Genomic DNA, 23,081 nt, shown 5'->3' with positions numbered 1-23,081 from the left:
GATTGCCGCGCGAACCTGCCGACGTCCCCTGTACAGTGTACTACAGACAAGATTCTTTTACCGGGTACAAATTTTGCGGCTTGTGCACGCTTGGCAGACGGTTACCCGCCGTGAAAGGGCCGCTGTTGGGCGATCCCTGACGGTCACCGGCACGGGATGGAGGGGCAGGAGGGGCGAGGCAGGAGGATAAAAAACGGGGCGGGATTGTGTGGCCCGCCCCGGTTCCTTATGACACGATCAGCGGTCGCCGGGTGTGATATCGGGCAGAGCGCCCGGCATCGCCACGACGAGCGTCTCCGCTTCCGTCTCCGGCGCGTCCGGTTTGGGCGCGTCGAGGGTGGTCAGGTTGCGCATGGCGGGCCACCGGGTCGCAACGGACAGCACCACGATCAGCGTGCCGATGCCGCCCAGCACCACCGCCAGCACCGGTCCGAAGATCGACGCTGTCGCGCCGGATTCAAAATAGCCCAGCTCGTTCGAGGCGCTGATGAAAATGCTGTTGACGGACGACGTGCGTCCACGCATCTCGTCGGGCGTGTAGGTGAGCATCAGGGTAGCACGGATCACGACGCTGATGTTGTCCAGCGCGCCGAGCGAGAACAGCATCACGACCGATAGCCAGAACGTTTTCGACAGGCCGAAGATGATGGTCGCCACGCCGAAGCCGAAGACCGCCAGCAGCAGCGTGCGGCCCGCGCGCTGGAAGGGCGGCAGGTGCGCCAGCGTGATCGCCATCAGCAGCGCGCCGATGGACGGCGCGGCGCGCATAACGCCCAGGCCCTCCGAGCCGACCTTCAAAATGTCGGTCGCGTAGACGGGCAGCAGGGCCACCGCGCCACCGAACAGCACCGCGAACATGTCGAGCGTGATCGCGGCCAGGATGACCTTGGTGTCGCGGATGAAGCGCAGGCCCTCCGCCAGCGAGTCGAGCGTGGCCGCCGTGCGTGACAGCGCCAGTTCGCGCCCCCGGATCTGCGTTACCAGCACCAGGAACGTCAGGCCCGCCAGCGCGTCGAAGACGTAAATTTCCGTGATGATGTGCAGCCTCGCGACGACCACGCCCGCGATGGCCGGGCCGATGATCGCGGCCAACTGCCACGCGCTGCTGCTCCACGTGGCCGCGCTGGTGAAGATCTCCGGTGGCACGGTCTGCGGCAGCAGGGTCGAGGTGGCGGGCGTGTAGAACGAGCGCGCCACGCCGATGCCGAACAGGCTCAGGTAAATGAGAATCAGCGGGCCTTCGATGGACGACAGGAACGCCAGCGACAGCGAGCACGCCATCAGCAGCACCTGCGCGATCATTACGATGCGCTTGCGGTTGTGATGGTCCGCGATGTGGCCCGCCGGGAGCGAAAATACGACGATCGGGATGACCTGCGCCAGCCCGACGAGGCCGAGCGCCAACTCGCTGTGCGTGCGCAGCCACAACTCCCACGCGATGGTGAACGACACCATCTGCTCGCCCAACGAGGTGACGAAACGGCCTACCAACAGGAATTGGAAATCCCGGTAGCGGAGCGCGGCGTAGGGGTCGTGCCCGCCGATCGTGGTATTGCCGGGGGCGGCACCTCGTTTGAGCTTCCCGCGTTTGAGTTTCAACGTGTGACCTCTGTGGAACCTGTGTCGCGGAGAGGCGTCACTCAACAGGCGAGGGATGTGGCGCTGTTACCCCACGGTTGCGACCGAGTATTTGATAATGATAGTCGTCGTGGCAGGTAGGGTCAACCGGTAAGTTGGATTTGCGCGGGCGGGTTTTGCGCCGGGATCGCGGCTTGCTCCGCGCGCCGGGGCGTATGGCAATACGCCCCTACATCGTTCGGGTCCTCTTTGCGGGGGACGGGTCGGGAATGGAGGGCGTGCTAGCTGATCAGGGCCAGGGCGACGCCGACCATCGCGGACAGGATGCCCACCAGCCAGAAGCGCTGCACGACCTGCGTCTCGCTCCAGCCGCTTTCCTCGAAGTGGTGGTGGAGGGGGGCGATGCGGAACAGCCGCCCGCCGTGCGTCAGGCGGAAGTAGCCGACTTGCAGCACGACGCTGATCACTTCGGACACGGGGATCAGCGCGATCAACGGCAGCAGCAGCCACTGGCCGGTCATCAGCGCGACCGTGCCGAGCGCCGCGCCCAGCGCCAGCGAGCCGACGTCGCCCATGAACAACTGCGCGGGATGCGCGTTGTACCACAGGAAGCCGAAGCACGCGCCGACCACGATGAAACAGAACTGCACCAGGAAGCTTTGCCCCTGAAGCTGCGCGATCACGCCGTAGGCGACGAATGTGCTGGCGGTGATCACGCCCGAAAGCCCGTCGAGGCCGTCGGTGAAGTTCACGGCGTTGCTGGTGGCAACGATGATGAACGCGGCGATGGGCACCCAGATCCAGACGGGCAGCTCGACGAAGCGCGCCGAGAGCGGCAGGTAAACCCCGTTGCTGTTCTGGAAGCCGCCCGCGACTAGCGACATTACGAGCGCCGCCGCCAACGCCATGACCGCCTGCGCCGAAAATTTCGTCCGGGCGCGGATGCCTTCGCCGCGCACGCGCACGCCGCGCACACCTTCCAGGTCGTCAATCGCGCCCAGCACGCCAAAGCCCACCAGCACCGCCAGCGGCATCAGGATGCTGGACCCGGTCAGGTCGGTTTGCAGCAGGCGCGCCACGTTCAGCATCAGGGTGATGAGCAGCACCGGCACCAGAATCAGGATGCCGCCCATCGTCGGCGTGCCCACTTTGGCGAAGTGCCCCTGCGGGAGGGACTCGCGGATCTGCTTGCCGATGCGCAGCCGCCGCAGAATCTCGACGAAGGGACCGCCCCAAATCGCGGTCAGCAGAAACGTGATGGCCCCCAGAGTCAGGGCGAAAGGCAGATCAGAAGTCATGCAGCGTCAACCTTGGTGGAGCCGTCGGATAGGCTGAATGGAGCCGATTGTACGTCGGAAGTGCGGCCTGTCAAGGCAGGCATGGCGGCGCGGGCATTTTTCGGAGGCCGGAAACAGCAGTGCGCCGGGCGAGTGACGGCGGCCCGGCCTGTGGTAAGCTGCTGGGGGTGCTGGACGGATCTACTGGGACGGGTCAGCGCCACTCCCACACGTTTTCGCCGTTGAGGACGCGGCGAATCTGGCTGGGGAAGCGTTCGCCGTCCAGCGGTTTGCTCAAAAAACCGTTGAACCCGGCGTCGCGGGCGCGAATCATTTCTTCCTGGGTGGCGGTGGCAGTGAGGGCGACCACGCGCGTGGTCGCCAGGCGAGGGTGGCTGCGCAGCTTGCGCAGCGCCTGGTAGCCGTCTTCGTAGGGCAGGTCGATGTCCATGATGATCAGATCGATCTGGGGAAGGGTGGGCGCGAACTGGACGACCTGCCAGCCGCTTATTTTCCACTCGCAGTGGTTCACTCCCATAAGTCCCAACAGGCGTGCGATGGTAACAAAATTGGGCACACTATCTTCGACGACCAGGATGTATGCCTCTTGCGGGCTGGAGGCGGGTTCGGACGTGTTTTGCAGGGTCATACGTGCTTCCCCATGGCTAACTGTACTGTCCGGACAGAGAGTGATGATGAGCAGCCTGCTGTGGCATTGCCGTCATAATTTACGGCTCAATATTCGCGTTCGAATGGGTTTCCCCCTTCAGCTTCCATGAGGCGCCGCTCGTCGTCGGGCATGATCTCCATGAGCACGACCAGCCGCTGGGACAGTTCCTCGAAGACGGGGGCGGCTGCCGCGCTGCCCCAGTAGTCGCGCGGGCGGTCGAGCTTAACCAGGATCGACACCACGGGATCGTCGGCAGGCAGGAAGCCGATGAACGACGCGATCGAGCCGCTCGGATCGTAACCGCCGGGGATCGGGATCTGCGCCGTGCCCGTTTTACCCGCGACGGTATACCCCGGCACGTCGAGCAGGTCCACGCTGCTGGGATTGGAGACGATCTGCACCATGATGTCGCGCGCGCGGTGTGCGGTGTCGGCGCTGATGGGGCGGCGCAGCACGACCGGCTGCGTCTCGATCACCTGATCGCCGTCGATGCGCGCCTTGACGATGTGCGGCTGCATGATCATGCCGTCGTTGGCGATGGCATTGGCGGCAGTTAGCATTTGCAGCGGCGTGATCGAAACACCCTGGCCGAAGCTGGTGGTGATGAACTGCGATTCGTTCCAGTCGGAGTCGCCCGGCTCCGGCAGCAAGCCTTCCTGCTCGCCCTGGATGTCCACGCCCGTATCCTGGCCGATGCCGAAGGCGTCCAGCAGGGGGTAGACCTTGGTGCGGCCCATTTCCATGAAGATAGTGGCCGTGCCGGTGTTCAGCGAGTCGATGAAGACCTGCGCGAATGACGGATCGCCGCGCGAGGTGCTGTCCCAGTTACAGACGAGCGTGCCCGCCGGGGTGAAACAGCCGGGGTCGTGATAGGTCCAGCTTTCGTCGTGCGTCCCGGCTTCGAGCGCGATCGACATCGTGACGAGCTTGAAGATCGATCCCGGTTCGAACAGGTCCGAAACGGCTGGGTTGCGGGCGAGGTCCATGTTTTCCGACGAGGTGTTGTAGGGATCGAAGGTCATGCCGTTTTCGTTGTTGGCGATCGCCAGAATTTCGCCCGTGCGCGGGTTCATGATCAGGATCGTGCCGCCGGACGCGCCCTGTTCGGCCACGGCCTTGTCGAGAATTTCCTGCGCGAGATACTGCACGTCGCGGTCGATGGTCAGTACGAGGTCGATGCCGTCGCGCACCTGGGTCGAGACGTTGACGTCATCCACGACCGGGATGTTGCTCTTGGTGACTTTTTTGCTCTGCCCGGCCAGGACGGTCTGGTAATAACCTTCCACGCCCCAGTACCCCTGACCCGACGAGGCCGATTCCGACCCGGCGAAGAAGCCGACGATCTGCCCGGTGAGCGCGCCCTGCGGATAGACGCGGATCGGCAGCGGGTCGATGGTCACGCCGTCGATGTCCAGGTCCATTAACTGCTGGCCTGCGTTGTCGTCCACGCGCGCGGCCAACATGACCCAACTGGCGAACGTGCCATCAGGGCCGGGCAGCAGCTTGCGGTAGATTTCGTCTTCGGGCACGTCGATGATCGGGGCCAGCTCGCGCGCGACGTCTTCGCGGTCGTAAATGGCGTTGGGGCTGATGCCGATGCGGTATTCGTAGGAATTGACGGCCAGCAGATTCATGCTGCGGTCGTAGATCTGGCCGCGATTGGGCTGCACTTCGACCGTCTGGCTGTAGTGGCTCTGGGCGTTACTTTCCAGGTCCTGTTTGGTGGTGGGGTCCATGTAAAACTGGAAGGACAGCAGCCGCACCAGCAGGATCAGGCTGACTCCGACGAGGGCGAAGCTCAAAACGGTAAGGCGTCGGGTGAGTGATTCGCTGCGCATCGATTCCTTCCTTATTTACATTTTCACTTCGTCCAGCACGCGGCAGCGCGGGCGTTAATCGCCGCTGCGCCACTGATCGAACTGGGACTTCAAGGCATCCCACTGCTTTTGCAGCCAGCCTTCGAACGTATCGGGATATTCCTGCACTTCCGGCGTCGGGGTCGGCGTTGGCGTGGCCGTGATCTCGGGCCGCTTGTAACGGTAACCATCCACGACGATGTACTGGATGTCGCCGGGGTTTGCTTCACGGAAGCCCATCTCGGCGGCACGCGTCATGCGCAGCGGCAGGCTTTCGAGATTCGCAATTTCCACCCGCAGGCGCTCGTTTTCGCGTTCCAGCCGGTCGCGCTGATCGGTCATCTGGTCCAGTACGCGCGCCGTGGTCGTGGTCGTGGTGGTCTGGATCAGATACAGCGCACCGATCATGACGCCAACGATCACGATCAGGGTGATGGTGGTCACAAATTGGGTCTGGTTGCGCCCGGGCCGGTTTTGCAGCGTGTGTTCCAGCCAGGACGGCGAGCGAGTTTGACGACTCATAAGGGCTGCGGCGGCAGGCCGCGTCTCATTCCGAATTAATAGAATACCTTGCTAGATTGTCGGGGTATGATAACACCCGGTAAACCGATCCCGACTATATGGTGGATTATACACTATTCCTCGGAAGCAAAATCGTCCGGCACCAGGCGCTCGACCACGCGCAGGCGGGCGCTGCGGCTGCGCGGATTGCGCGCGATTTCGGCGTCGTCCGCTTCGATCGGCTTGCGCGTCACCAGACGCACCCGCGCGTGATGGTCGCAGGTGCAGACCGGCTGCTGCGGCGGGCAGATGCAGTCGGTCGCTTCCAGCTTGAACGTCTGCTTGACGATGCGATCTTCCAGGCTGTGAAAACTGATCACGGCCAGCCGTCCGCCGGGCTTCAGCAGGCTGATGGCGTCGGGCAGCACGCGCTCGACCGCGCCCAGTTCGTCGTTGACCGCGATGCGCAGCGCCTGGAAGGTGCGCGTCGCCGGGTGAATCTTCTGGCGCGGGCCGTGCTGCGCGCTGGCGACCACTTCGGCCAGCTCGCGCGTGGTGGTCAGCGGGCGGGCCGCCTCGATCGCCCGCGCGATGCGGCGGCTGTTGCGCTCCTCGCCGTACTGGAACAGCACGTCCGCGATCTCGTCGGGGTCCCAGGTGTTCACGATGTCGGCGGCGGTGGTCCCGCCGGAGGCGGGATCGAAGCGCATGTCCAGCGGACCGTCTTGCATGAAGGCGAAGCCGCGCTCAGGATCGTCGATCTGCATGGACGAGATGCCCAGGTCGAGCAGGATGCCGTCTACGCCCTCATCGCCGCTCCAGCCGGGGACGAGCGCGCCCATTTCGGTATAACTGGCGTGCCGGATCGCGGCGCGCGGGCCTAACGGCGCGAGTCGTTCCTGCGCCAGCGCCAGCGCCACGGGATCGCGGTCGAAGCCGAGCAGGCGCGCGTCCGGTGCGGCAGACAAGATCGCCGCCGCGTGACCGCCCGCGCCGAGCGTGCCGTCCACGAACAACCCGGCGGGCAGCGCCTCGACGCGCAGGCCGTCGAGCACGGCGTCCAGCAGCACGGGGATATGGGGCGCATCGGTGCGCTTCACAGACAGTCCTCTCTACACAATTCCGGTCGGCGGGATAGCCGCGCCCATTATGGCATATCTGCACGTAAAAACGATGGGTTTTTGGTATGGGGTTCTGAAATTCGGCGGGAAGAAGGTGGAAAGGGCAGGCAAAAACAGGGCGGAGCAGCGCAGTTTAACTGTTAAATCCGGCACTCTGCATGAAGCCCCCCATCCCCTGGCCCCTTCCCCCACGCAAGCGGAGGGAAGGGGAAACACCCCCACGCAACACATGTTGCGCGGGGGCACGTCAAGCAAAAGCCGGGCGGAGCAAGCCCCGCCCCTACGATACCGGATTGTTTTGTAAACGTGCGTTACTACGCGCTATTTCAGCGTCAGGAGGTAATCGATCAATGCCTGAAGCTGTTCGTCGGTGAAGAAGTCGTACGGCGGCATGATGCCATCCTCGAAGCCTTCGACCACGTAGGCGGACGGATCGACGATCGACTGGCGCAGGTAATCCGCCGCGTTCAGATTCGGGTCGCGGGCGGCGGCTTCGCTGCCGACGTGCGCCAGCGACGGCCCAACTACGATCTCGTCGGAATCGACCACGTGGCAGCCGTCACAGCCGTATTCGGTGAAGACGGCGTCGCCGGAGAGCGGCGGTTCTTCGGTGGGCAGTGCGATCACGTTTTCGTCGACCGGGGGCACGAATTCGGGGATGTCGGTCGTTTTGGTCGCGTCCCACAGCAGCACGAGCTTGTCGTCGCTGGCCGAGGCGAGCCGCTGGCTGTCGGGGCTGAACGCCACGCTGTTGACGTAGTCGCTGTGCCCGCGCAGCACGGCCTGAGCCGCGCCGGTCGTCGCATCCCAGATCCAGACGGTCGTGTCGTCGCTGCCGGACGCCAGCCGCGCCCCGTCAGGACTCCACGCCACACTGCGGATGTAATCGGTGTGCCCTTGCAGCAGCAGGCTTTGCATGCCGCTCGTCACGTCCCACACGCGCACGGTGGCGTCGTCACTGCCGGAGGCCAGCCGCGTGCCGTCGGGGCTGAACGCCACGCTGCGCACGTAGTCGGTATGCCCTTGCAGCGCGCGGATCACCGTGCCGTTGGCGACATTCCACAGCTTGATCTCGCCCGCGTCGTCCCCCGCCGCCAGGATCGTGCCGTCGGGGTTGAACGCCAGCCCGTACGGGGCGGCGAGGTCGGGGCTTTCGAAGGTGGCAGTCAGATCGCCGCTGGCGACGTCCCACAGCAGGATGCCCAGCCCGCTCGCGGCCAGCATCTTACCGTTGGGGCTGAAGGCCAGATCCGTGATGTCGGCGCCCTTCGCCTCCATCTGCCGGATTTCCTGGCCGGAGGTCGCGCTCCACAGCTTGACCACGCCGTCATAACTGGCCGAGGCGATGGTCCTGCCGTCGGGACTGAAGGCGACCGCGTTCACGTAATCCTCGTGACCGCGCAGGACACGGATTTCCTCGCCGGTTGCCACGTCCCACAGGCGCACGGTCATGTCGTCGCTGCCGGAGGCGAGGATCGTGCCGTCGGGACTCCACGCGACGCTGTTGACGTATTCCTCGTGACCCGGAAAAGCGGCCAGCCAGGGTGTCGTGTAGCGGATCGAGCCGAGGATACCCGCGAACTCGTCGTTGAAGTCGCCCATTTCGTTCGGCGCGGCGACGGCGATCACCAGCAAAAAGGTTTTTTCGTTGACCTGCACGATGGCGAGCGTGTAGTCGGCGTTGTCGAGATGCGTCGTGGTGCGCGCGGCGAGGTAGCTGCCGACGCTGACCACGGTCGGCGACGAGAAGGACGGCACTTCGCCGCTTTCGATCAGATCGACGATTTCACCGAGCAGGTCTTCGAGATCCGCGTTGGGATCGGCGGGCAGGAACTGCAGCAGCTCGGTGCTCTGCGTGGGCGGGGCGAACAACAGCGCGAACTCGCCTGCGGGCATCTGCTGGTTTTGCGCCGCCTCGATGGCGGATTCGCTGCTGGCGATCGTGATGCCTTCGTTGGGCGATTCATGGACGATCCATGCTTCAGGATAGTTAAAAGTGAGCGAGCCGTCCACCGACTGGTACACATTCGGCAGCGGGGACTGGGCGAGGGCGGCGAACGGGACCAGTAACAAGGCGAGCGCCAGGCCCACCACGCCCCATCGCGCGTAGCGGATGCGCAACATGGATCCTCCTCAAAAGTTCAAGTTAAACATCAACAAGACGTATTATTGCGTGCTTTGGTAAAACACGGCAATAGCTCCCCAGGCCGGGGTAAACGCGGTACAATAGAGAACAAATGTGTTAGAGACGTGGGGCGGCGGAAAGGCGAAAAGCCGAACAGCCGGACGGAGCAAGCTCCGCCCCTACGAAAAGCGCGCCTCCGGCATTTTTTTTGTTCTATCTGTTCGCTGAAACCTGATGGCTAACGGCTGACCACTGACTATGGCTGAATACGCACCACTCCCCCACATTCAGGATATTCTCAACAACCTACCGACCGAGCCGGGTGTCTACCAGATGATCGATCCGACCGGCACGATCATCTACGTGGGCAAGGCGAAAAGCCTGCGCAACCGCGTGCGCAGCTACTTCCAGCCCAGTAACCTCGACCCGAAGGTGCTGCGCATCCGGCACGACGTGGCGGATATCCAGTTCATCCTGACCGGGGACGAGCTGAAGGCGCTCATCACCGAGGCGGAGCTGATCCGCGTCCACAAGCCGCGCTACAACATTCTGCTCAAGGATGACAAGCATTACCCGTACATCCGCGTGCGGACCGGCGATGCGTATCCGACCGTGGAGATGATCCGGCGCATCGACCGGCACGACGGCCACCGCTACTTCGGGCCGTTTACGTCGGCGGGCGGGGTGCGCGAGACGCTGGACGTGCTGCGCCGCGCGTTCCCATACCTGACCTGCGACCGCGAGATCACCGGCAACGATCCGCGCGCGTGCCTCTATTACGACATCAAGCTGTGCGGCGGGCCGTGCATCGGCGCGCAGACGCAGGCCGAGTACCGCGAGAACATCAACGGGCTGATCCGCGTGCTGGACGGCCACGCCGACAGCGTGCTGAACGATCTGCGGGGACGCATGGACGAGGCCGCGGAATCGCTGGACTTCGAACGGGCGGCGATTTTGCGCGACCGACTGCGCGTCGTGGCGCAGATCTCGTCGCGGCAGCGGCTGGTGGCGGACGTTAAGGCCGATCAGGACGTGATCGCGTTCGCGCAGGAAGGCAGCGACGCCTGCGTGCAGATGTTCCTGATCCGCAACGGGCGGCTGGTGGGCAGCGAATATTTCGTGCTGGAAGGCACGGAAGACGAAAGCGCGCAGGAGATCGTCGAGAATTTCCTGACGCAGTTCTACGAAGAAGCGAGCGACATCCCGCGCGAAGTCGTCCTGCCGCACGAGGTCGAGGAGGCGCGCATCATCGAGCAGTGGCTGCGCGACAAGCGCGGCGGCAAGAAAGTCAAGCTGACCGTGCCACAGCGCGGCAACAAGCACGAGCTGGTCGAGCTGGCGGCGCAGACCGCGACCGAAAAACTGAACATTTTGCGCTCGCAGTGGGCGACGGATACGGTCAAGCAGGAAACGGCCATGCGCGAGATTCAGGAGGCGCTGGGCCTGCCTAAGCCGCCCAACCGGATCGAGTGCTTCGACATCAGCACGACGCAAGGCACGGCCATCGTCGCCAGCCGCGTGGTGTTCGTGCAGGGCGTGCCGCGCAAGAGCGAATACCGCCGGTTCAACATCAACACCGTGATGCACGAAGGCTCCGACGACTACCAGTCGATGCGCGAGGCGCTCACGCGGCGCTTCCGGCGCTACGTGGACGCCATCGAAAATCCGACGGCGACCGCGCCGGGCAAGGTCGATCGCGAGGAGACGTGGCGGCTGCTGCCGGACCTGCTGATCATCGACGGCGGCAAGGGGCAGTTGGGCGTGGCGGTCGAGGTGCTGGAAGCGTTCGGACTGACGACCCGCGTCCCGGTGACCGGCCTCGCCAAGCAGTTCGAGGAGCTGTATTTGCCGGAGCGCACCAATCCGGTGGTGCTGCCGCGCCGCAGCGAGGGGTTGTACCTCGTGCAGCGCGTGCGCGACGAGGCGCACCGTTTCGCCATCACCAGCCACCGCGCGCGCCGCAACAAGGCGGGCATCGCCAGCCAGCTCGAAGTCGTGCCGGGCATCGGCCCCGCGCGGCGTAAAGCGCTGTTGAAGGCGTTCGACAAGGATATCGAGGCGATTCGGCAGGCGAGCATCGAGCAGTTGACCGCTGTGCCGGGCATCACGCGCGAGATCGCGGAGAATATCAAGGCGGCGCTGGGGGGATAGAGCAGCGAATAGCCGTTAGCAATTAGCGGTTAGCAAAGACAAGCGCAAAAGCGAAGGGCATTTCACCTCTGGCGCAATCCGTAGGGGCGGGGCTTGCTCCGCCCGTATTCCTGTCACCTATTCGCTTGGGAGCAAACCCGGGTAGGTTTCTAACCCATCCGCATTAAGCTAACGGAGCAGACAAGACCGTTTCTCCTGGCTTCAAACCAAACCATTAACGGCGGTAACCGTAGGGGTAGAGCTTGCTCTACCCGTTTTTTCTCCTAACGGGCGATGCTTGCATCGCCCCTACGAAAAGCGTGATAGTCTATTTTCCCCTTAAATGGGCTTAACTCAATGCGTATGGGTTTCTACCCTGCCCGAATTTTGTTTCCACGATCCTGTGTACCTCGTAAGACGAGCCCCGTCGTCCGCCAACCGGAAAACCGGCAGGGCCAGCCACCCCTACCCACAACGGCCTGTGCGCCGCCAAAAACGCGAACGTCATGCGCCCGCCCCAACCCATAAACTGACGGTTAACCTCTGAAAACCGTATTTTTGGCCGTTAATGGCGAGCTGTTAGGGGCGAAATCGGGCATTTTGGCCCGAAAATGAATGGTCTCACGCGGGGAAGCATGTACAATAGAAAGCTATGGCGAAATTTAAAACCGCGTTCGGCGAGCGCGAAGAACAGAGCATCAACTGGTTCCTGCTGGTCGTGACGGCGTCCGCATTCGTGCTGCTGTGCCTGCTGCTGTACGTGGTGCTGGGGCCGATTCTGTTCGACAGCGAGCCGCAGATCATCATCGAACCGTATTCCTCCCCGACTCCGGTGGCGCAAACCGCGCCGACTCAGACATCCCAACCGACCGTGTTCATCCAGCCGACCGCCGGACCAACCGCGCTGCCGGTTCCGCAGGGCGCGATCACCGCGCAGACGGCGGGAAACATAACGCCGCTGATTCGCGTCTCGGATCAGAACAGCTCGGTGAGCAGCGTCGCGTTCAGCCCGGATGGCACGCTGCTGGCCTCCGGCGCACTGAACGGCGCGGTCCGGCTGTGGAACGCGAGCACGGGCGCGCTGGCCGCCGAACTGCCCGATACGGGCAATCGCACCAACAGCGTCGCTTTCAGCGCGGACGGCCAATGGCTCGCGGCGGGCGGCAACGACAGTGTCGTGCGGCTGTGGAACGTCACCACGCGGCAGGCCGTCGAGCCGCTCACCGGGCCGCAGGGCGCGATCAACGCGGTGGCGTTCAGCAGCCAGGGGAACTTGCTGGCGGCGGGGAGCGACGATGGCATGGTGTACGTGTGGGACGTGGGCACGCGCCAGCGTGTGACGACCCTGCAAGGGCATTCGTCGTACGTGACCTCGGTCGCATTCAGCCCGGACGGATCGCTGCTGGCAAGCGGCAGTGAAGACGACACGATCCGGCTGTGGCGCGCGCTGACCGGCGCGGAAGAACGCACCCTCACCGGGCATACGGGCAACGTCACGGATGTGGCGTTCAGTCCTGACGGCACGCTGCTGGCGTCGGTGGGCGCGGATCGCACCGTGCGCGTCTGGGACGTGGCGACCGGCAGCCCGCTGACCACGCTCGATGGCTATTCGGAGAATCTGTATGCGGTCGCGTTCAGCTCGGACGGATCGCTGCTGGCGTCGGCGGCGGGTGGCATCGACGACAACGCCGTGCGCCTGTGGAGCATCGCGCTGCAAACCGAGGCGCAGCGCATCGTTACGGACGGCCCGGCGGAAACGGTCGCGTTCAGCCCTGACGGCCAACTGATGGCCGTGGGCGGCGATCCGGCCTTCCTGACGCTGTACGGCCTCAGCGGGGGCGGCGCGTCGATCCCGGTGGTGGGTGCGACGCAGACATTCATGCCGCCGCCCGACCAACTGCCCACGGATGCGGGCGCGGGTGCAGTCGCGCCGCAGCCGACTACGGCGCAGGATACGTCCGGCGGCACGACGACCAACACGGGATGCGCGCTGACGACCAGCCTGGGCCAGATCAATGTGCGCTCCGGGCCGGGGGTCGATTACGAGGCGCTGTCGGCGCTGGAGCAGGGCGAGACGGTGCAGGTTAACGGCTGGGCGACCGGCACGGATGGTTTCACGTGGTGGCAGCTTGCCAATGGCGGCTGGGTGCGCGGCGATATGTTCGTTGAGATTCCCTCGGCCTGCTTCGAGATCCCGCCCGTGCAGTGAGAAAAGCAGTCGTTAGTGATTGGTTGTTAGTTTTTAGTACTGCCCGGCGCTCGGAGATATGGGGCGCCGTCCGTCCTGACTAACGACTAGAAACTAACGACTTATTACTGTTTTTTCGCTTCTTTGAAGGAGTTATAGATTATGAGCACCTGCCGTTGGGGCATTTTGAGCACCGCCCTGCACGCGAAGAACCTCGTTATTCCCGCCATGCACGAAGCGCCGAACGCCACACCCGCCGCCGTCGCCAGCCGGGACGCGGCGCGCGCCCGCGTCTACGCCGACGAACTGAATATCCCCACCAGCTACGGCAGCTATGAAGACCTGCTGGCCGATCCCGACATCGACGCGGTGTACATTCCGCTGCCGAACCACCTGCACAAAGAATGGGCCATCCGCGCGGCGCAGGCGGGCAAGCATGTGCTGTGCGAAAAGCCGATTGCGCTCAACGCGGCGGAAGCCGAAGAAATGGCGCGGGCGTTCGAGGGCACGGGGCTGAAGCTGGCCGAGGCGTTCCAGTGGCGGCACCACCCGCAGGCGATCACCGTGCGCGACCTGCTGCACGAGGGGGCGATCGGCCCGCTGAACTTCATCACGGCGGAGTTCAGCATCACGTTCGACGATCCGGGCAACATTCGCGCCAAGCCGGAGACGGGCGGCGGGTCGCTGTATGATGTGGGCTGCTACCCGGTCTCGCTGACGCGCTTCATGGCCGGGGAGCCGCTGGCGGTGACGGCGCAGATCCGCTGGAACGCGATGGGCGTGGACGATCTGGTCGTCGCTACGCTGGAATATCCCGGCGGGGTGCTGGCGCAGATCGCGTGCGGCTTCACGCTGCCCTGGCGCGACACGTACGAGATCGTCGGGCCGCTGGGCGGGCTGGAAGTGCACCGCGCGTACAACCCGCAGGCCGACCACCCCGGCCAGATCTTCCGCACCGGGGAGCGCAAGCAGCGCACCGAGACGATCAACCTGGAGGCGGTCAACTCGTACATGCTGATGATCCGCGACTTCAGCGCGGCGGTGCTGGATGGCGCACCCGCGCTGTACGGCCCGCAGGACGCGGTGAACAACATGCGCGTGATCGACGCGATTTTCCGGTCGGCGCGTGAGGGCGTGCGCGTCGAGCTTTCCTAACCGTCAGCCGTAGACCACGGAGGCACAGCACATGGCAGACAAGGTACGGTGGGGCATTTTGAGCACGGCGGGTCACGGCAAAAACACCGTGATCCCGGCGATTCAGGCGGCCAGCAACGCGGAAGTCGTGGCCGTCGCCAGCCGCGACAAAGACCGCGCGAGCGTCTTCGCGGAGCGGCTCGGCATCCCGAAGGCCTACGGCAGCTACGAGGATCTGCTGGCCGATCCGAGCATCGAGGCGATTTACATCCCGCTGCCGAACCACCTGCACAAGCCCTGGGCGATCCGCGCGGCGCAGGCGGGCAAGCACGTCCTGTGCGAAAAACCGATCGCGCTGAACGCACAGGAGGCCGAGGAAATGGTGCGGGTCTTCGCGGATGCCGGGCTGAAGCTGGCCGAGGCGTTCCAGTGGCGGCACCATCCGCAGGGCTTGCAGCTGCGCGAGATGGTTCGGCAGGGCGCGATCGGTGAGATGCGGTTCATCGACGCGGGATTCAGCTTCATGCTGACCGACGCCGACAACGTGCGCTGGGATCCGGCGATGGGCGGCGGCGCGCTGTACGACGTGGGCTGCTACCCGATCTCGTTCACGCGCTTCATCGCGGAAGCGGAACCGGTGGCCGTAACGGGGCAAATTCGCTGGCATTCGTCCGGCATCGACGATCTGGCCGTCGCCACGATGGAGTTCCCCGGCGGGGTATTCGCGCACATCAACTGCTCTTTCGCGCTGCCGCTGCGCCGCTATTACGAGGTAGTGGGCACCGAAGGCTCGATTGCGTCCAACCACACCTATAACCCCAAGGGCGATATCCCGGTGGAGCTGGTGAAGCTCGGCCCGGATCGCATCGCGCAGGAGCGGATCACGCTGCCGCCGCAGAACTCGTACGTGCTGATGGCCGAAGACTTCTGCCGGGCGGTGCGCGGCGAGGCCGACCTGCGCTATCCGCCGGAAGACGCGGTGAAGAATATGCGCGTGATCGACGCGATCTTCAAGTCGGCGCGGGAAGGCGTGCGCGTCGAGTTGTAGAGTGCAACGGTGAGCCGGAAGCAGAGGCGAAGGCAAAAGCAGACCTCACCCCGGCCCCTTTCCAATCAAGTTGGAGCGGGGAGGCAGGCTAATCGTGTAGGGGCGGTTTTTTTCCGTACGCATTAAGAGCAGTTCCGAGGGGAACACGGCCTTTCGTAGGGGCGGGGCTTGCCCCGCCCGTTGTCCGCGAAGCCGGGTAGGGCAAGCCCTACCCCTACAGGTATCGACCCTGGCGCGCTGGTCGAGCACCTCCTGCATCTGGGAAGAGGGCAGCGTCTAGGCGAGTTTTGTAGGGGCGGGTTTCTAACCCGCCCTGCCTTTTATTCCCCGCATTTCCGTAATTGTCAGGCGATTGGTAGGGGCGTAGAGCTATACGCCCCTACGATCTACGCGGCACATGATGCCGAAATCGCGCGTACCCTCTCGCCAACCCAATCAAGCCGTGGTAGAGTTTTTGTAGGGGCGTAGCGCATACGCCCCTGTCCATATCTTGCTCCCTGCGCGGCGTGCTGTGCCAAAGGTGAACCGCCATGATTCCTCACATTGATCCCGACTTTTCCGGCCCCGATCCGCTCGACGGGCAGCACGTGGTGGTGCTCGGTATGGCGCGGCAGGGCATGGCGCTTGCGCGGTGGCTGCCGACGATCGGCGCGCAGGTGACGCTTTCGGACAACCGGTCCGCCGAAAAGCTCGCGGCGGAGATCGCGGCGTTCGACGGGCAGCCGGTGCGGTTCGAGCTGGGCGGGCACCCCGTCAGCCTGCTGAACGATGCGGACGTGCTGTGCCTGAGCGGCGGCGTGCCGCTCACCCTGCCGATCGTGCAGGAGGCGCTGCGGCGCGGTGTCCGCGTGACCAACGATGCGCAGTTGTTCCTGGAGCGCTGCCCCGCGCCGGTGCTGGGCATCACCGGGAGCGCGGGCAAGACCACGACGACCGCCCTGGTGGGCGCGATGGGGCGTGCGTCCGGGCGGCAGACGTGGGTCGGCGGCAATATCGGGGACGTGCTGCTGGACGTGCTGCCGCAGATCGGGCCGGATGACGTCGTGGTGATGGAACTCAGCAGCTTCCAGTTGGAGCTGATGACGATCAGCCCGAGCGTGGCGGCGGTGCTCAACGTCACGCCAAATCACCTGGACCGGCACGGCACGATCGATGCGTATGCGGCGGCGAAGGCAAACATTTTCCTGCACCAGCGTCCGCCGGACGTGGCCGTGTTCGGCTACGACGATCCGGTGGCGCACGAACTGAGTATGCGCGCGCCGGGGCGGTTGGCCTATTTTTCGCTGAGGCGTCCGGTCGCGTCGGGCGCGTACCTGGATCACGACGAGATCATCGTGACGGGCGGCGACAGCGCGCCGGGCCTCGCGTACCAGACCGTGTGCTCGCGCAGCGCGATTTGCCTGCGCGGCGAGCATAACGTGATGAACGTGCTGGCGGCGTGTGCGGTTGCCGGGGCGGGATATATCCCCGTGGAAGCCATGCGCGACGCGATCGAGGTCTTCACGGGCGTCGAGCACCGGCAGGAGCCGGTCGCCACGATCGACGGCGTGACGTGGGTCAACGACAGCATCGCCACCGCGCCGGAGCGGGTCAGCGCGGCGCTGCGCAGTTATACGGAGCCGATCGTGCTGCTGGCGGGCGGGCGCGACAAGCATCTGCCCTGGACGGAAATGGCGACGCTGGCGGCCCAGCGCTGCCGCGCGGTGATCGCGTTTGGAGAGTTCGGGCCGCAGGTGGTCGAGCACATGCGGCGCGCCCAGGCTGGGACGCCCGGTACGCGCCTGGAACGGATCGAGCTGGTGACCGGTCTGGATGATGCCGTCCCGTTGGCGCAGTCGATCGCGCAGCCGGGTGACGTGGTGCTGCTGAGTCCGGGCGGCACGTCGTACGATCAGTACGTGGACTTCGCCGCGCGCGGCCAGCACTTCCGCGATCTGGTGCATGGGCTGGCGGGGACGGATTGAGGGTGGAATTTGTAGAGGTAATTCATGAATTGCCCCTACGGGCATATGTCGTTTCCCGGTTTGCTGGTGAAATGGCGGGGCGTATGGCTATACGCCCCTACCACGCCAACAACTGCTTGTCTTGTGTACGGCGGGCGGAGCAAGCCCCGCCCCTACGAAACCCTGATGTGTCTGTGAACGCCGCTCATGGCTAACCGTTAAAAGCGACTTTTATTTTGTTTGAACACACAAGGACTTTAATAACATGAAATGGTTCAACGAACCGCCCCACTGGTCCGAGGAAAACGGCACGCTGACCGTCACCACCGGGCCGAAAACCGACTTCTGGCGCAAGACGCACTACGGCTTCGTGCGCGACAACGGCCATGTCTATGGCCAGACTGTCAGCGGCAATTTTGTGGCGGAAGTGAAGGTCGCCGGGCAGTACCACGATCTGTACGATCAGGCCGGGTTGATGGTCCGCCAGGACGACGCGCACTGGCTGAAGTGCGGTATCGAGTTCGTGGAGGGCGTGCAGCACGCCAGCGCCGTGTCCACCAACGATCACTCGGACTGGTCGGTGGTCCCGCTGAAAGAAAGCCCGGCTGCGATCTGGCTGCGGCTGAAGCGCAGCGGCGACGCGATCGAGGTACATTACTCGCTCGACGGCGCGGAATTCATCATGCTGCGGCTGGCGTACATGCCGGAAGGCGGCGCGGTCGAGGTGGGGCCGATGTGCTGCTCGCCGGATGGGGACGGCTTTACCGTGACCTTCGACGGCTTTACCGTTCGGCCTATTGATTAAAGGACGCTGTTTGTGACGGATCGCCCGCCAGAAACCGAAGCGCGCCGTGCTATCACGGTGATGTTGGTGCTGACCGGCCTCGTGATCGGGGTCGCGCTGGCGCTGCCGTGGGGCGTCACGGTGCGCTCTATCGTGTTGATCGCCTGGATCGGCATTATGATGGCCGTGCTGCGCCGCTACCGGCTGGACCCGCCCGACGATCGTTCGAAGTCCCGGCGCAGCAAGTGGTAAATTTCTGCGCTACAATTGCCGGTCATCGGTCGGAATGGTCGTGAGAGCGAAGCATGTCTGATCCTGCACTGCCGGAATACATCGAAGAAGACGGCGACTTCAACTATTCGGACGCGTTCAAGAAACCGCCGCGCAAGCCGCCTGCGCCGCCTATCGATCCGCAGCGGGTCGCGGAGCGCCGCCGGTTGTTTGCCGCGGGGTACGACCTGTACCTGATCCTGGTCGTGGGCGTGTTGTGCGCCGTCGGCCTGATCATGGTGTACAGCGCCTCGATCGATGTCAGCTATCAGGTGACGGGCAACCCGGATGAAACGACCTACTTTTTCATCCGGCAGGTGCGCTCGATGGCGATCGGCGCGCTGGCGCTGTTTCTCCTGGCGCGGCTGGATTACCACTTCTGGCGGCGCATCTCCGTGGTGATGATGTTCGGCGTGATCCTGCTGCTGGTCGCCGTGCTGCGCTTTGGTGATACGCGTTTCGAGGCGCAGCGCTCGCTGATTCGCGGCTCGATCCAGCCCGGCGAGATCGCCAAGTTCACCGTGGTGATCTACATGGCCGCGTGGCTGGCGTCGAAGCGCTCGAAGATCAAGCAGATCACGTACGGCTTGCTGCCGTTCAGCGTGCTGGTCGGCACGGTCGCGTTTTTGATCGTGCTCCAGCCGGACCTCAGCACGGCGGCGAGCATCCTGGCGACCGCGCTCAGCATGTTTTTCATCGCGGGCGCGGACTGGGTGCAGTTGGGGGTGATCGGCGGGGCGATGGGGCTGGTGGGTTGGCAGCTCATCACGCACATCGACTATGCCAGCCAGCGTATCGACGCGCACCTGAATGCCGTCAGTGACCTGACGCAGGCCAGCTCGCACGTTCAGCAGGCGGTGACTGCGTTTCTCAACGGCGGCCTGATGGGTGTGGGGTTGGGCGAAAGCAAGATGAAGTTTTCGAACAACCTGCCGTTCCCGCATACGGACAGCATCTTCGCCATTATCGGGGAAGAAACAGGGCTGATCGGCTCGTTTTTCGTGATCGCACTGTTCGTCATTTTGATCTATCGCGGCTTCACCGTTGCGCGCTACGCGCCGGATACGTTCGGCGGGCTGCTGGCGGCGGGGGTGACGTGCTGGATCGCGTATGACGCGCTGCTGAACATCGCGGTGATGACCGCGCTCGTGCCGCCGACGGGCGTCCCGCTGCCGTTTATCAGTTATGGAGGGTCGAGCCTGGTGGCGGCGATGGCCGGGGTGGGCCTGATGCTCAACGTCTCGCGGGCCGCCGCCAAACAGTCGGTTCCCAAGCGGCGTCAGACGCCGTCCGTGGGCGCGCTCGATGAGGATTGGAGAGACTCGCGTGAGGATCATGATCTCAGCCGGGGGAACCGGGGGCGGCGTATACCCCGCGTTAGCAGTCGCCGGGGCACTCCGTAAGCTCGATCCCGAGGGTAAGCTGATATTCGTCGGCGCGCGCGGCGACGTGGTGCGCGATCTGGTGACCGGGGCCGACGTTCGTTTCGACCGGTTCGACGAGGTGGTGGCGGGGCCGCTGCACGGCGTCCCGCTGGGGCAGAAGATCGCCAGCGCGTTCAAGCTGCTGGTGGGTATGATTCAGGCGCTGATCCTAGTGCTGCGCACGCGGCCCCAAGCCCTGTTTCTGACCGGCGGCTGGGTGGGCTTCCCCGTGGCGGCGGCGGGCTGGCTGCTGCGCCGCCCGATCGTGATCTACGTGCCGGACATCGAGCCGGGGCTGGCGCTGAAGGTGCTGGGCCGCATGGCGCGTGTCATCGCGGCGACCGTGCCCGATACCGAAGCGTACTTCCCCGGCAAGCGCGTGGTCGTGACCGGCTACCCGCTGCGCCCGGCACTGCTGGACGCCACGCGCGAAGAAGGGCTGCGCCTGTTTGGGCTGGATCCGGCGCGGCGCACGCTGCTGGTTTTCGGCGGGAGCCGGGGGGCACGCAGCCTGAACACCGCGATCGGTGAGATCGCACCCGCACTGCTGGCGGAGGGTGTGCAAATCCTGCACATCACCGGCAAGCTCGACTGGCAGCAGGTCGAGGCGCGGCACGCGGCACTCGACGCAGCACAGCGCGCGTTTTACCAGATCTTCCCCTATCGCAGCGACATCGGATACGCATTCGCGGCGGCGGATCTGGTCGTCAGCCGGGCGGGAGCCTCGTCGCTGGCCGAATATCCGCAGCACAGTTTGCCTGCGATCCTGGTTCCGTACCCCTATGCGTGGCGCTACCAGAAGGTCAATGCGGATTATCTGGCGGCGCACGGCGCGGGCATCCGCCTGGAAGACGAGCGGTTGGGCGACGATCTGCTGCCGCTGCTGCGCAATTTATTCAACGATCCGGCACGGCTGGGCGCGATGCGTGAGGCGATGGCCGCGCTCAAGCGCTCGGATGGCGCGGACGCCATCGCGCGGCTGGTGCTCAATCAGGCGCGGGCGTGAGGGAAACAGGTCCACTTTGACGATTGGCGTACACGTTCTACAATACGGCTTTACAATACAGTCAGTGTGTCGCTGGTCGCTGTCTGCGCGGGGAGCCGGTTATTGGGGCGGCGCGGGGCGCGGTCGTTCAAACCCAGGGCGAGGCCGATGATACAACTCTCCAGTTTCCTATACTTCATGATAGGGCTGTTTGCGGTGATTGGGTTCATGCGCGGCTGGACCAAAGAACTGATCGCAACCGCCGGAATCGTGCTGGCGCTGTTCGCGCTGCGCCAGTTCGAGACGATCGTGATCGATCCGCTGACCGACGGACAGCAGCAGGCCAAGTTTTACCTGCAAGCCGCGATTTTGGTGACGCTGGCCGTGTTCGCGTACCAGACGCCGCCGGACCGCTTCGTGCGCAGCAATCGCAACGTGGTGCGCGAGGGCCTGCAGGAAGGCATCCTCGGCGCGCTGATCGGCGGGCTGAACGGCTACCTGCTGATCGGGTCGCTGTGGTGGTACATGGATAACCTCGAATATCCGTTGAGTCCGAACATCCTGCCCGTCGTGCCGGGATCGGCCAGCGCGAATCTGGTCAGCGCCCTGCCGCTGAGCTGGATGCTGAGCGGCGATGGCAACGTGCTGTCGCTGCTGATGATCGGGCTGTTCGTCTTCGTCATCGTCGCGATCATCTGAGCGGCGGCCGATCCCCATTTCCATCTGATTGGTATTGATTTATGGACACTAAAAGAGCGTCTGGTATGCTCCATTCCGGCCAGCATATCCACATTATTGGCATCGGCGGGTTCGGCATGTCCGCCATCGCGCGGGTGCTGTTGCAGCGCGGCTTCGTCGTCAGCGGATCGGATCTGCACGCGAACAACCTCACGCGCGAGCTGCAGGCCAACGGCGCGACGATTTACGAGGGCCACGCGGCGGAAAACGTCGGCGGGGCGGACGTGGTGGCGATTTCCTCCGCCGTGCCGGACAGCAACCCCGAAGTGGCGGCGGCGCGCGCGCAGGGCATCCCCGTGCTGCGGCGGCGCGATCTGCTGGGCGAGCTGATGGCGAACCGCACCGGGATCGCGGTGGCGGGCACGCATGGTAAAACCACCACCACCGCGCTGCTGGCCCACACGCTGATCGAGGCGGGGCGCGACCCCACATATATCGTCGGCGGGGTGATGCAGAACACCGGGACCAACGCGGGCGTGGGCAAGGGGCCGGAATTTGTGATCGAGGCGGACGAGTACGACCGCATGTTCCTCGGCTTGCGGCCCAAGATCGCCGTGGTGACCAACGTCGAGCACGATCATCCCGACTGCTACCCGACCTGGGGCGAGATGGCCGCCGCGTTCCAGGCGTTCACGCATTTACTGCCACCCGACGGGCTCCTGGTGGTCTGCGCGGACGACGAACCGGCCTTCGCGCTGGGGCGGGAACGCTGGCGCATGGACGGCCCCGTCAGCAGCTACGGGACCGGCACGACATCTGGCGACTGGACCGCGACTGAGATCGAGCCGGACCCGGCGGGCGGGATGCGCTTCAACGTGCGGCGCGGCGGGCAGTTCGGCGCGGTGGCCGGTAACGTGCATCTGGCGCTGGACGGGCATCACAATGTGCAGAACGCGCTGGCGGTGATCACGGTGGCGAGCCACCTGGGCGTGCCGTTCGAGACGATCGCGGCGGCGCTTTCCAGCTTTATGGGCACGCAGCGGCGCGGCGAGACGTTGGGGCAGGCGGGCGGCGTGACGGTGATCAGCGACTACGCGCACCACCCAACCGCGATCCGCGTGACGCTGGAAGCGCACCGCCAGCGGCCCGGCGTGCGCGACCTGTGGGCGGTGTGGCAGCCGCACACCTATGGACGCATGCGCGCGCTGGCGACCGATTTTACGTGGTGCTTCAGCCGCGCCGATCACATCCTGGTGACGGACGTGTATTCCGTGCGCGAGGAGATCACGCCCGGCCTGGACGCGCGCGGCATGGCCGACCTGATCCGGCCCACCGATCACCCCGACGCGCGGTATACGGGCGCGTTCGC

General features: G+C 64.7%; 18 protein-coding genes. 11 read left to right on the top strand and 7 right to left on the bottom strand.

Annotated elements, in window-relative coordinates:
- Positions 1 to 237: 237 nt before the first annotated feature.
- From V7116_RS15125 to V7116_RS15095, 7 genes are all read right to left on the bottom strand, one after another.
- Positions 238 to 1,599, bottom strand: coding sequence for an MFS transporter (locus V7116_RS15125; RefSeq protein ID WP_324392780.1), 1,362 nt, complete (start codon positions 1,597 to 1,599; stop codon positions 238 to 240).
- A 260-nt stretch (positions 1,600 to 1,859) separates the two neighbouring features.
- Positions 1,860 to 2,876 (bottom strand): phospho-N-acetylmuramoyl-pentapeptide-transferase, encoded by a 1,017-nt coding sequence (gene mraY, locus V7116_RS15120; protein WP_324392779.1) that lies wholly within the window; start codon positions 2,874 to 2,876, stop codon positions 1,860 to 1,862.
- Positions 2,877 to 3,069: 193 nt separating this feature from the next.
- Complete coding sequence (locus V7116_RS15115) at positions 3,070 to 3,504, bottom strand: response regulator (protein WP_324392778.1); 435 nt, start codon at positions 3,502 to 3,504, stop codon at positions 3,070 to 3,072.
- A gap of 86 nt (positions 3,505 to 3,590) precedes the next feature.
- Positions 3,591 to 5,363: a peptidoglycan D,D-transpeptidase FtsI family protein gene (locus V7116_RS15110; protein WP_324392777.1), complete on the bottom strand. Its 1,773-nt coding sequence runs from the start codon at positions 5,361 to 5,363 to the stop codon at positions 3,591 to 3,593.
- Positions 5,364 to 5,417: 54 nt separating this feature from the next.
- Positions 5,418 to 5,903 carry a hypothetical protein gene (locus V7116_RS15105; protein ID WP_324392776.1) on the bottom strand — a complete coding sequence of 162 codons (486 nt, stop codon included), beginning with the start codon at positions 5,901 to 5,903 and terminating at the stop codon, positions 5,418 to 5,420.
- A 113-nt stretch (positions 5,904 to 6,016) separates the two neighbouring features.
- Positions 6,017 to 6,982 carry a 16S rRNA (cytosine(1402)-N(4))-methyltransferase RsmH gene (gene rsmH, locus V7116_RS15100; protein WP_324392775.1) on the bottom strand — a complete coding sequence of 322 codons (966 nt, stop codon included), beginning with the start codon at positions 6,980 to 6,982 and terminating at the stop codon, positions 6,017 to 6,019.
- A gap of 342 nt (positions 6,983 to 7,324) precedes the next feature.
- Complete coding sequence (locus V7116_RS15095) at positions 7,325 to 9,127, bottom strand: eIF2A-related protein (protein WP_324392774.1); 1,803 nt, start codon at positions 9,125 to 9,127, stop codon at positions 7,325 to 7,327.
- Between the two features lie 259 nt (positions 9,128 to 9,386).
- Between V7116_RS15095 and uvrC the strand changes: the two genes are divergently transcribed.
- The 11 genes from uvrC to murC form a co-directional block, all read left to right on the top strand.
- A complete protein-coding gene (uvrC, locus tag V7116_RS15090) occupies positions 9,387 to 11,279 on the top strand; it encodes an excinuclease ABC subunit UvrC (protein WP_324392773.1) in 1,893 nt (630 codons plus the stop codon).
- Between the two features lie 631 nt (positions 11,280 to 11,910).
- Positions 11,911 to 13,467: a hypothetical protein gene (locus V7116_RS15085; protein WP_324392772.1), complete on the top strand. Its 1,557-nt coding sequence runs from the start codon at positions 11,911 to 11,913 to the stop codon at positions 13,465 to 13,467.
- 141 nt (positions 13,468 to 13,608) lie between these two features.
- Positions 13,609 to 14,601 (top strand): Gfo/Idh/MocA family protein, encoded by a 993-nt coding sequence (locus V7116_RS15080; protein ID WP_324392771.1) that lies wholly within the window; start codon positions 13,609 to 13,611, stop codon positions 14,599 to 14,601.
- A 31-nt stretch (positions 14,602 to 14,632) separates the two neighbouring features.
- Entirely contained in the window at positions 14,633 to 15,628 is a 996-nt protein-coding gene (locus V7116_RS15075; RefSeq protein WP_324392770.1) for a Gfo/Idh/MocA family protein, read from the top strand.
- Between the two features lie 530 nt (positions 15,629 to 16,158).
- Positions 16,159 to 17,592, top strand: a complete 1,434-nt coding sequence (gene murD, locus V7116_RS15070) for a UDP-N-acetylmuramoyl-L-alanine--D-glutamate ligase (protein ID WP_324392769.1) — start codon at positions 16,159 to 16,161, stop codon at positions 17,590 to 17,592.
- Between the two features lie 244 nt (positions 17,593 to 17,836).
- Positions 17,837 to 18,376 (top strand): DUF1349 domain-containing protein, encoded by a 540-nt coding sequence (locus V7116_RS15065; RefSeq protein ID WP_324392768.1) that lies wholly within the window; start codon positions 17,837 to 17,839, stop codon positions 18,374 to 18,376.
- Positions 18,377 to 18,388: 12 nt separating this feature from the next.
- Positions 18,389 to 18,607 (top strand): hypothetical protein, encoded by a 219-nt coding sequence (locus V7116_RS15060; protein WP_324392767.1) that lies wholly within the window; start codon positions 18,389 to 18,391, stop codon positions 18,605 to 18,607.
- Positions 18,608 to 18,660: 53 nt separating this feature from the next.
- Positions 18,661 to 20,028, top strand: a complete 1,368-nt coding sequence (locus V7116_RS15055; RefSeq protein ID WP_324392766.1) for an FtsW/RodA/SpoVE family cell cycle protein — start codon at positions 18,661 to 18,663, stop codon at positions 20,026 to 20,028.
- Positions 19,961 to 21,055 carry a UDP-N-acetylglucosamine--N-acetylmuramyl-(pentapeptide) pyrophosphoryl-undecaprenol N-acetylglucosamine transferase gene (locus tag V7116_RS15050; RefSeq protein ID WP_324392789.1) on the top strand — a complete coding sequence of 365 codons (1,095 nt, stop codon included), beginning with the start codon at positions 19,961 to 19,963 and terminating at the stop codon, positions 21,053 to 21,055. Before V7116_RS15055 ends, V7116_RS15050 begins: the two co-directional genes overlap by 68 nt.
- Before the next feature lie 147 nt (positions 21,056 to 21,202).
- Positions 21,203 to 21,733: a CvpA family protein gene (locus V7116_RS15045; protein ID WP_324392765.1), complete on the top strand. Its 531-nt coding sequence runs from the start codon at positions 21,203 to 21,205 to the stop codon at positions 21,731 to 21,733.
- 65 nt (positions 21,734 to 21,798) lie between these two features.
- Positions 21,799 to 23,081, top strand: a 1,283-nt coding sequence (gene murC / locus V7116_RS15040) for a UDP-N-acetylmuramate--L-alanine ligase (RefSeq protein ID WP_324392764.1), incomplete at its 3' end; no start/stop codon positions are given.

Source organism: Aggregatilinea sp., from assembly GCF_036822615.1.
Taxonomy (GTDB): Bacteria; Chloroflexota; Anaerolineae; order Aggregatilineales; family Aggregatilineaceae; genus Aggregatilinea.
Note: the sequence above shows the minus strand (reverse complement) of the source record. Positions and strands in the feature narration are given on the sequence as shown.

Bases quoted from the DNA above. Each gene is read 5' to 3' on its own strand.
- mraY (WP_324392779.1), bottom strand. From the start codon at position 2,876: ATGACTTCTGATCTGCCTTTCGCCCTGACTCTGGGGGCCATCACGTTT.
- V7116_RS15115 (WP_324392778.1), bottom strand. From the start codon at position 3,504: ATGACCCTGCAAAACACGTCCGAACCCGCCTCCAGCCCGCAAGAGGCA.
- V7116_RS15110 (WP_324392777.1), bottom strand. From the start codon at position 5,363: ATGCGCAGCGAATCACTCACCCGACGCCTTACCGTTTTGAGCTTCGCC.
- V7116_RS15105 (WP_324392776.1), bottom strand. From the start codon at position 5,903: ATGAGTCGTCAAACTCGCTCGCCGTCCTGGCTGGAACACACGCTGCAA.
- V7116_RS15095 (WP_324392774.1), bottom strand. From the start codon at position 9,127: ATGTTGCGCATCCGCTACGCGCGATGGGGCGTGGTGGGCCTGGCGCTC.
- uvrC (WP_324392773.1), top strand. From the start codon at position 9,387: ATGGCTGAATACGCACCACTCCCCCACATTCAGGATATTCTCAACAAC.
- V7116_RS15085 (WP_324392772.1), top strand. From the start codon at position 11,911: ATGGCGAAATTTAAAACCGCGTTCGGCGAGCGCGAAGAACAGAGCATC.
- V7116_RS15080 (WP_324392771.1), top strand. From the start codon at position 13,609: ATGAGCACCTGCCGTTGGGGCATTTTGAGCACCGCCCTGCACGCGAAG.
- V7116_RS15075 (WP_324392770.1), top strand. From the start codon at position 14,633: ATGGCAGACAAGGTACGGTGGGGCATTTTGAGCACGGCGGGTCACGGC.
- murD (WP_324392769.1), top strand. From the start codon at position 16,159: ATGATTCCTCACATTGATCCCGACTTTTCCGGCCCCGATCCGCTCGAC.
- V7116_RS15065 (WP_324392768.1), top strand. From the start codon at position 17,837: ATGAAATGGTTCAACGAACCGCCCCACTGGTCCGAGGAAAACGGCACG.
- V7116_RS15055 (WP_324392766.1), top strand. From the start codon at position 18,661: ATGTCTGATCCTGCACTGCCGGAATACATCGAAGAAGACGGCGACTTC.
- V7116_RS15050 (WP_324392789.1), top strand. From the start codon at position 19,961: ATGATCTCAGCCGGGGGAACCGGGGGCGGCGTATACCCCGCGTTAGCA.
- V7116_RS15045 (WP_324392765.1), top strand. From the start codon at position 21,203: ATGATACAACTCTCCAGTTTCCTATACTTCATGATAGGGCTGTTTGCG.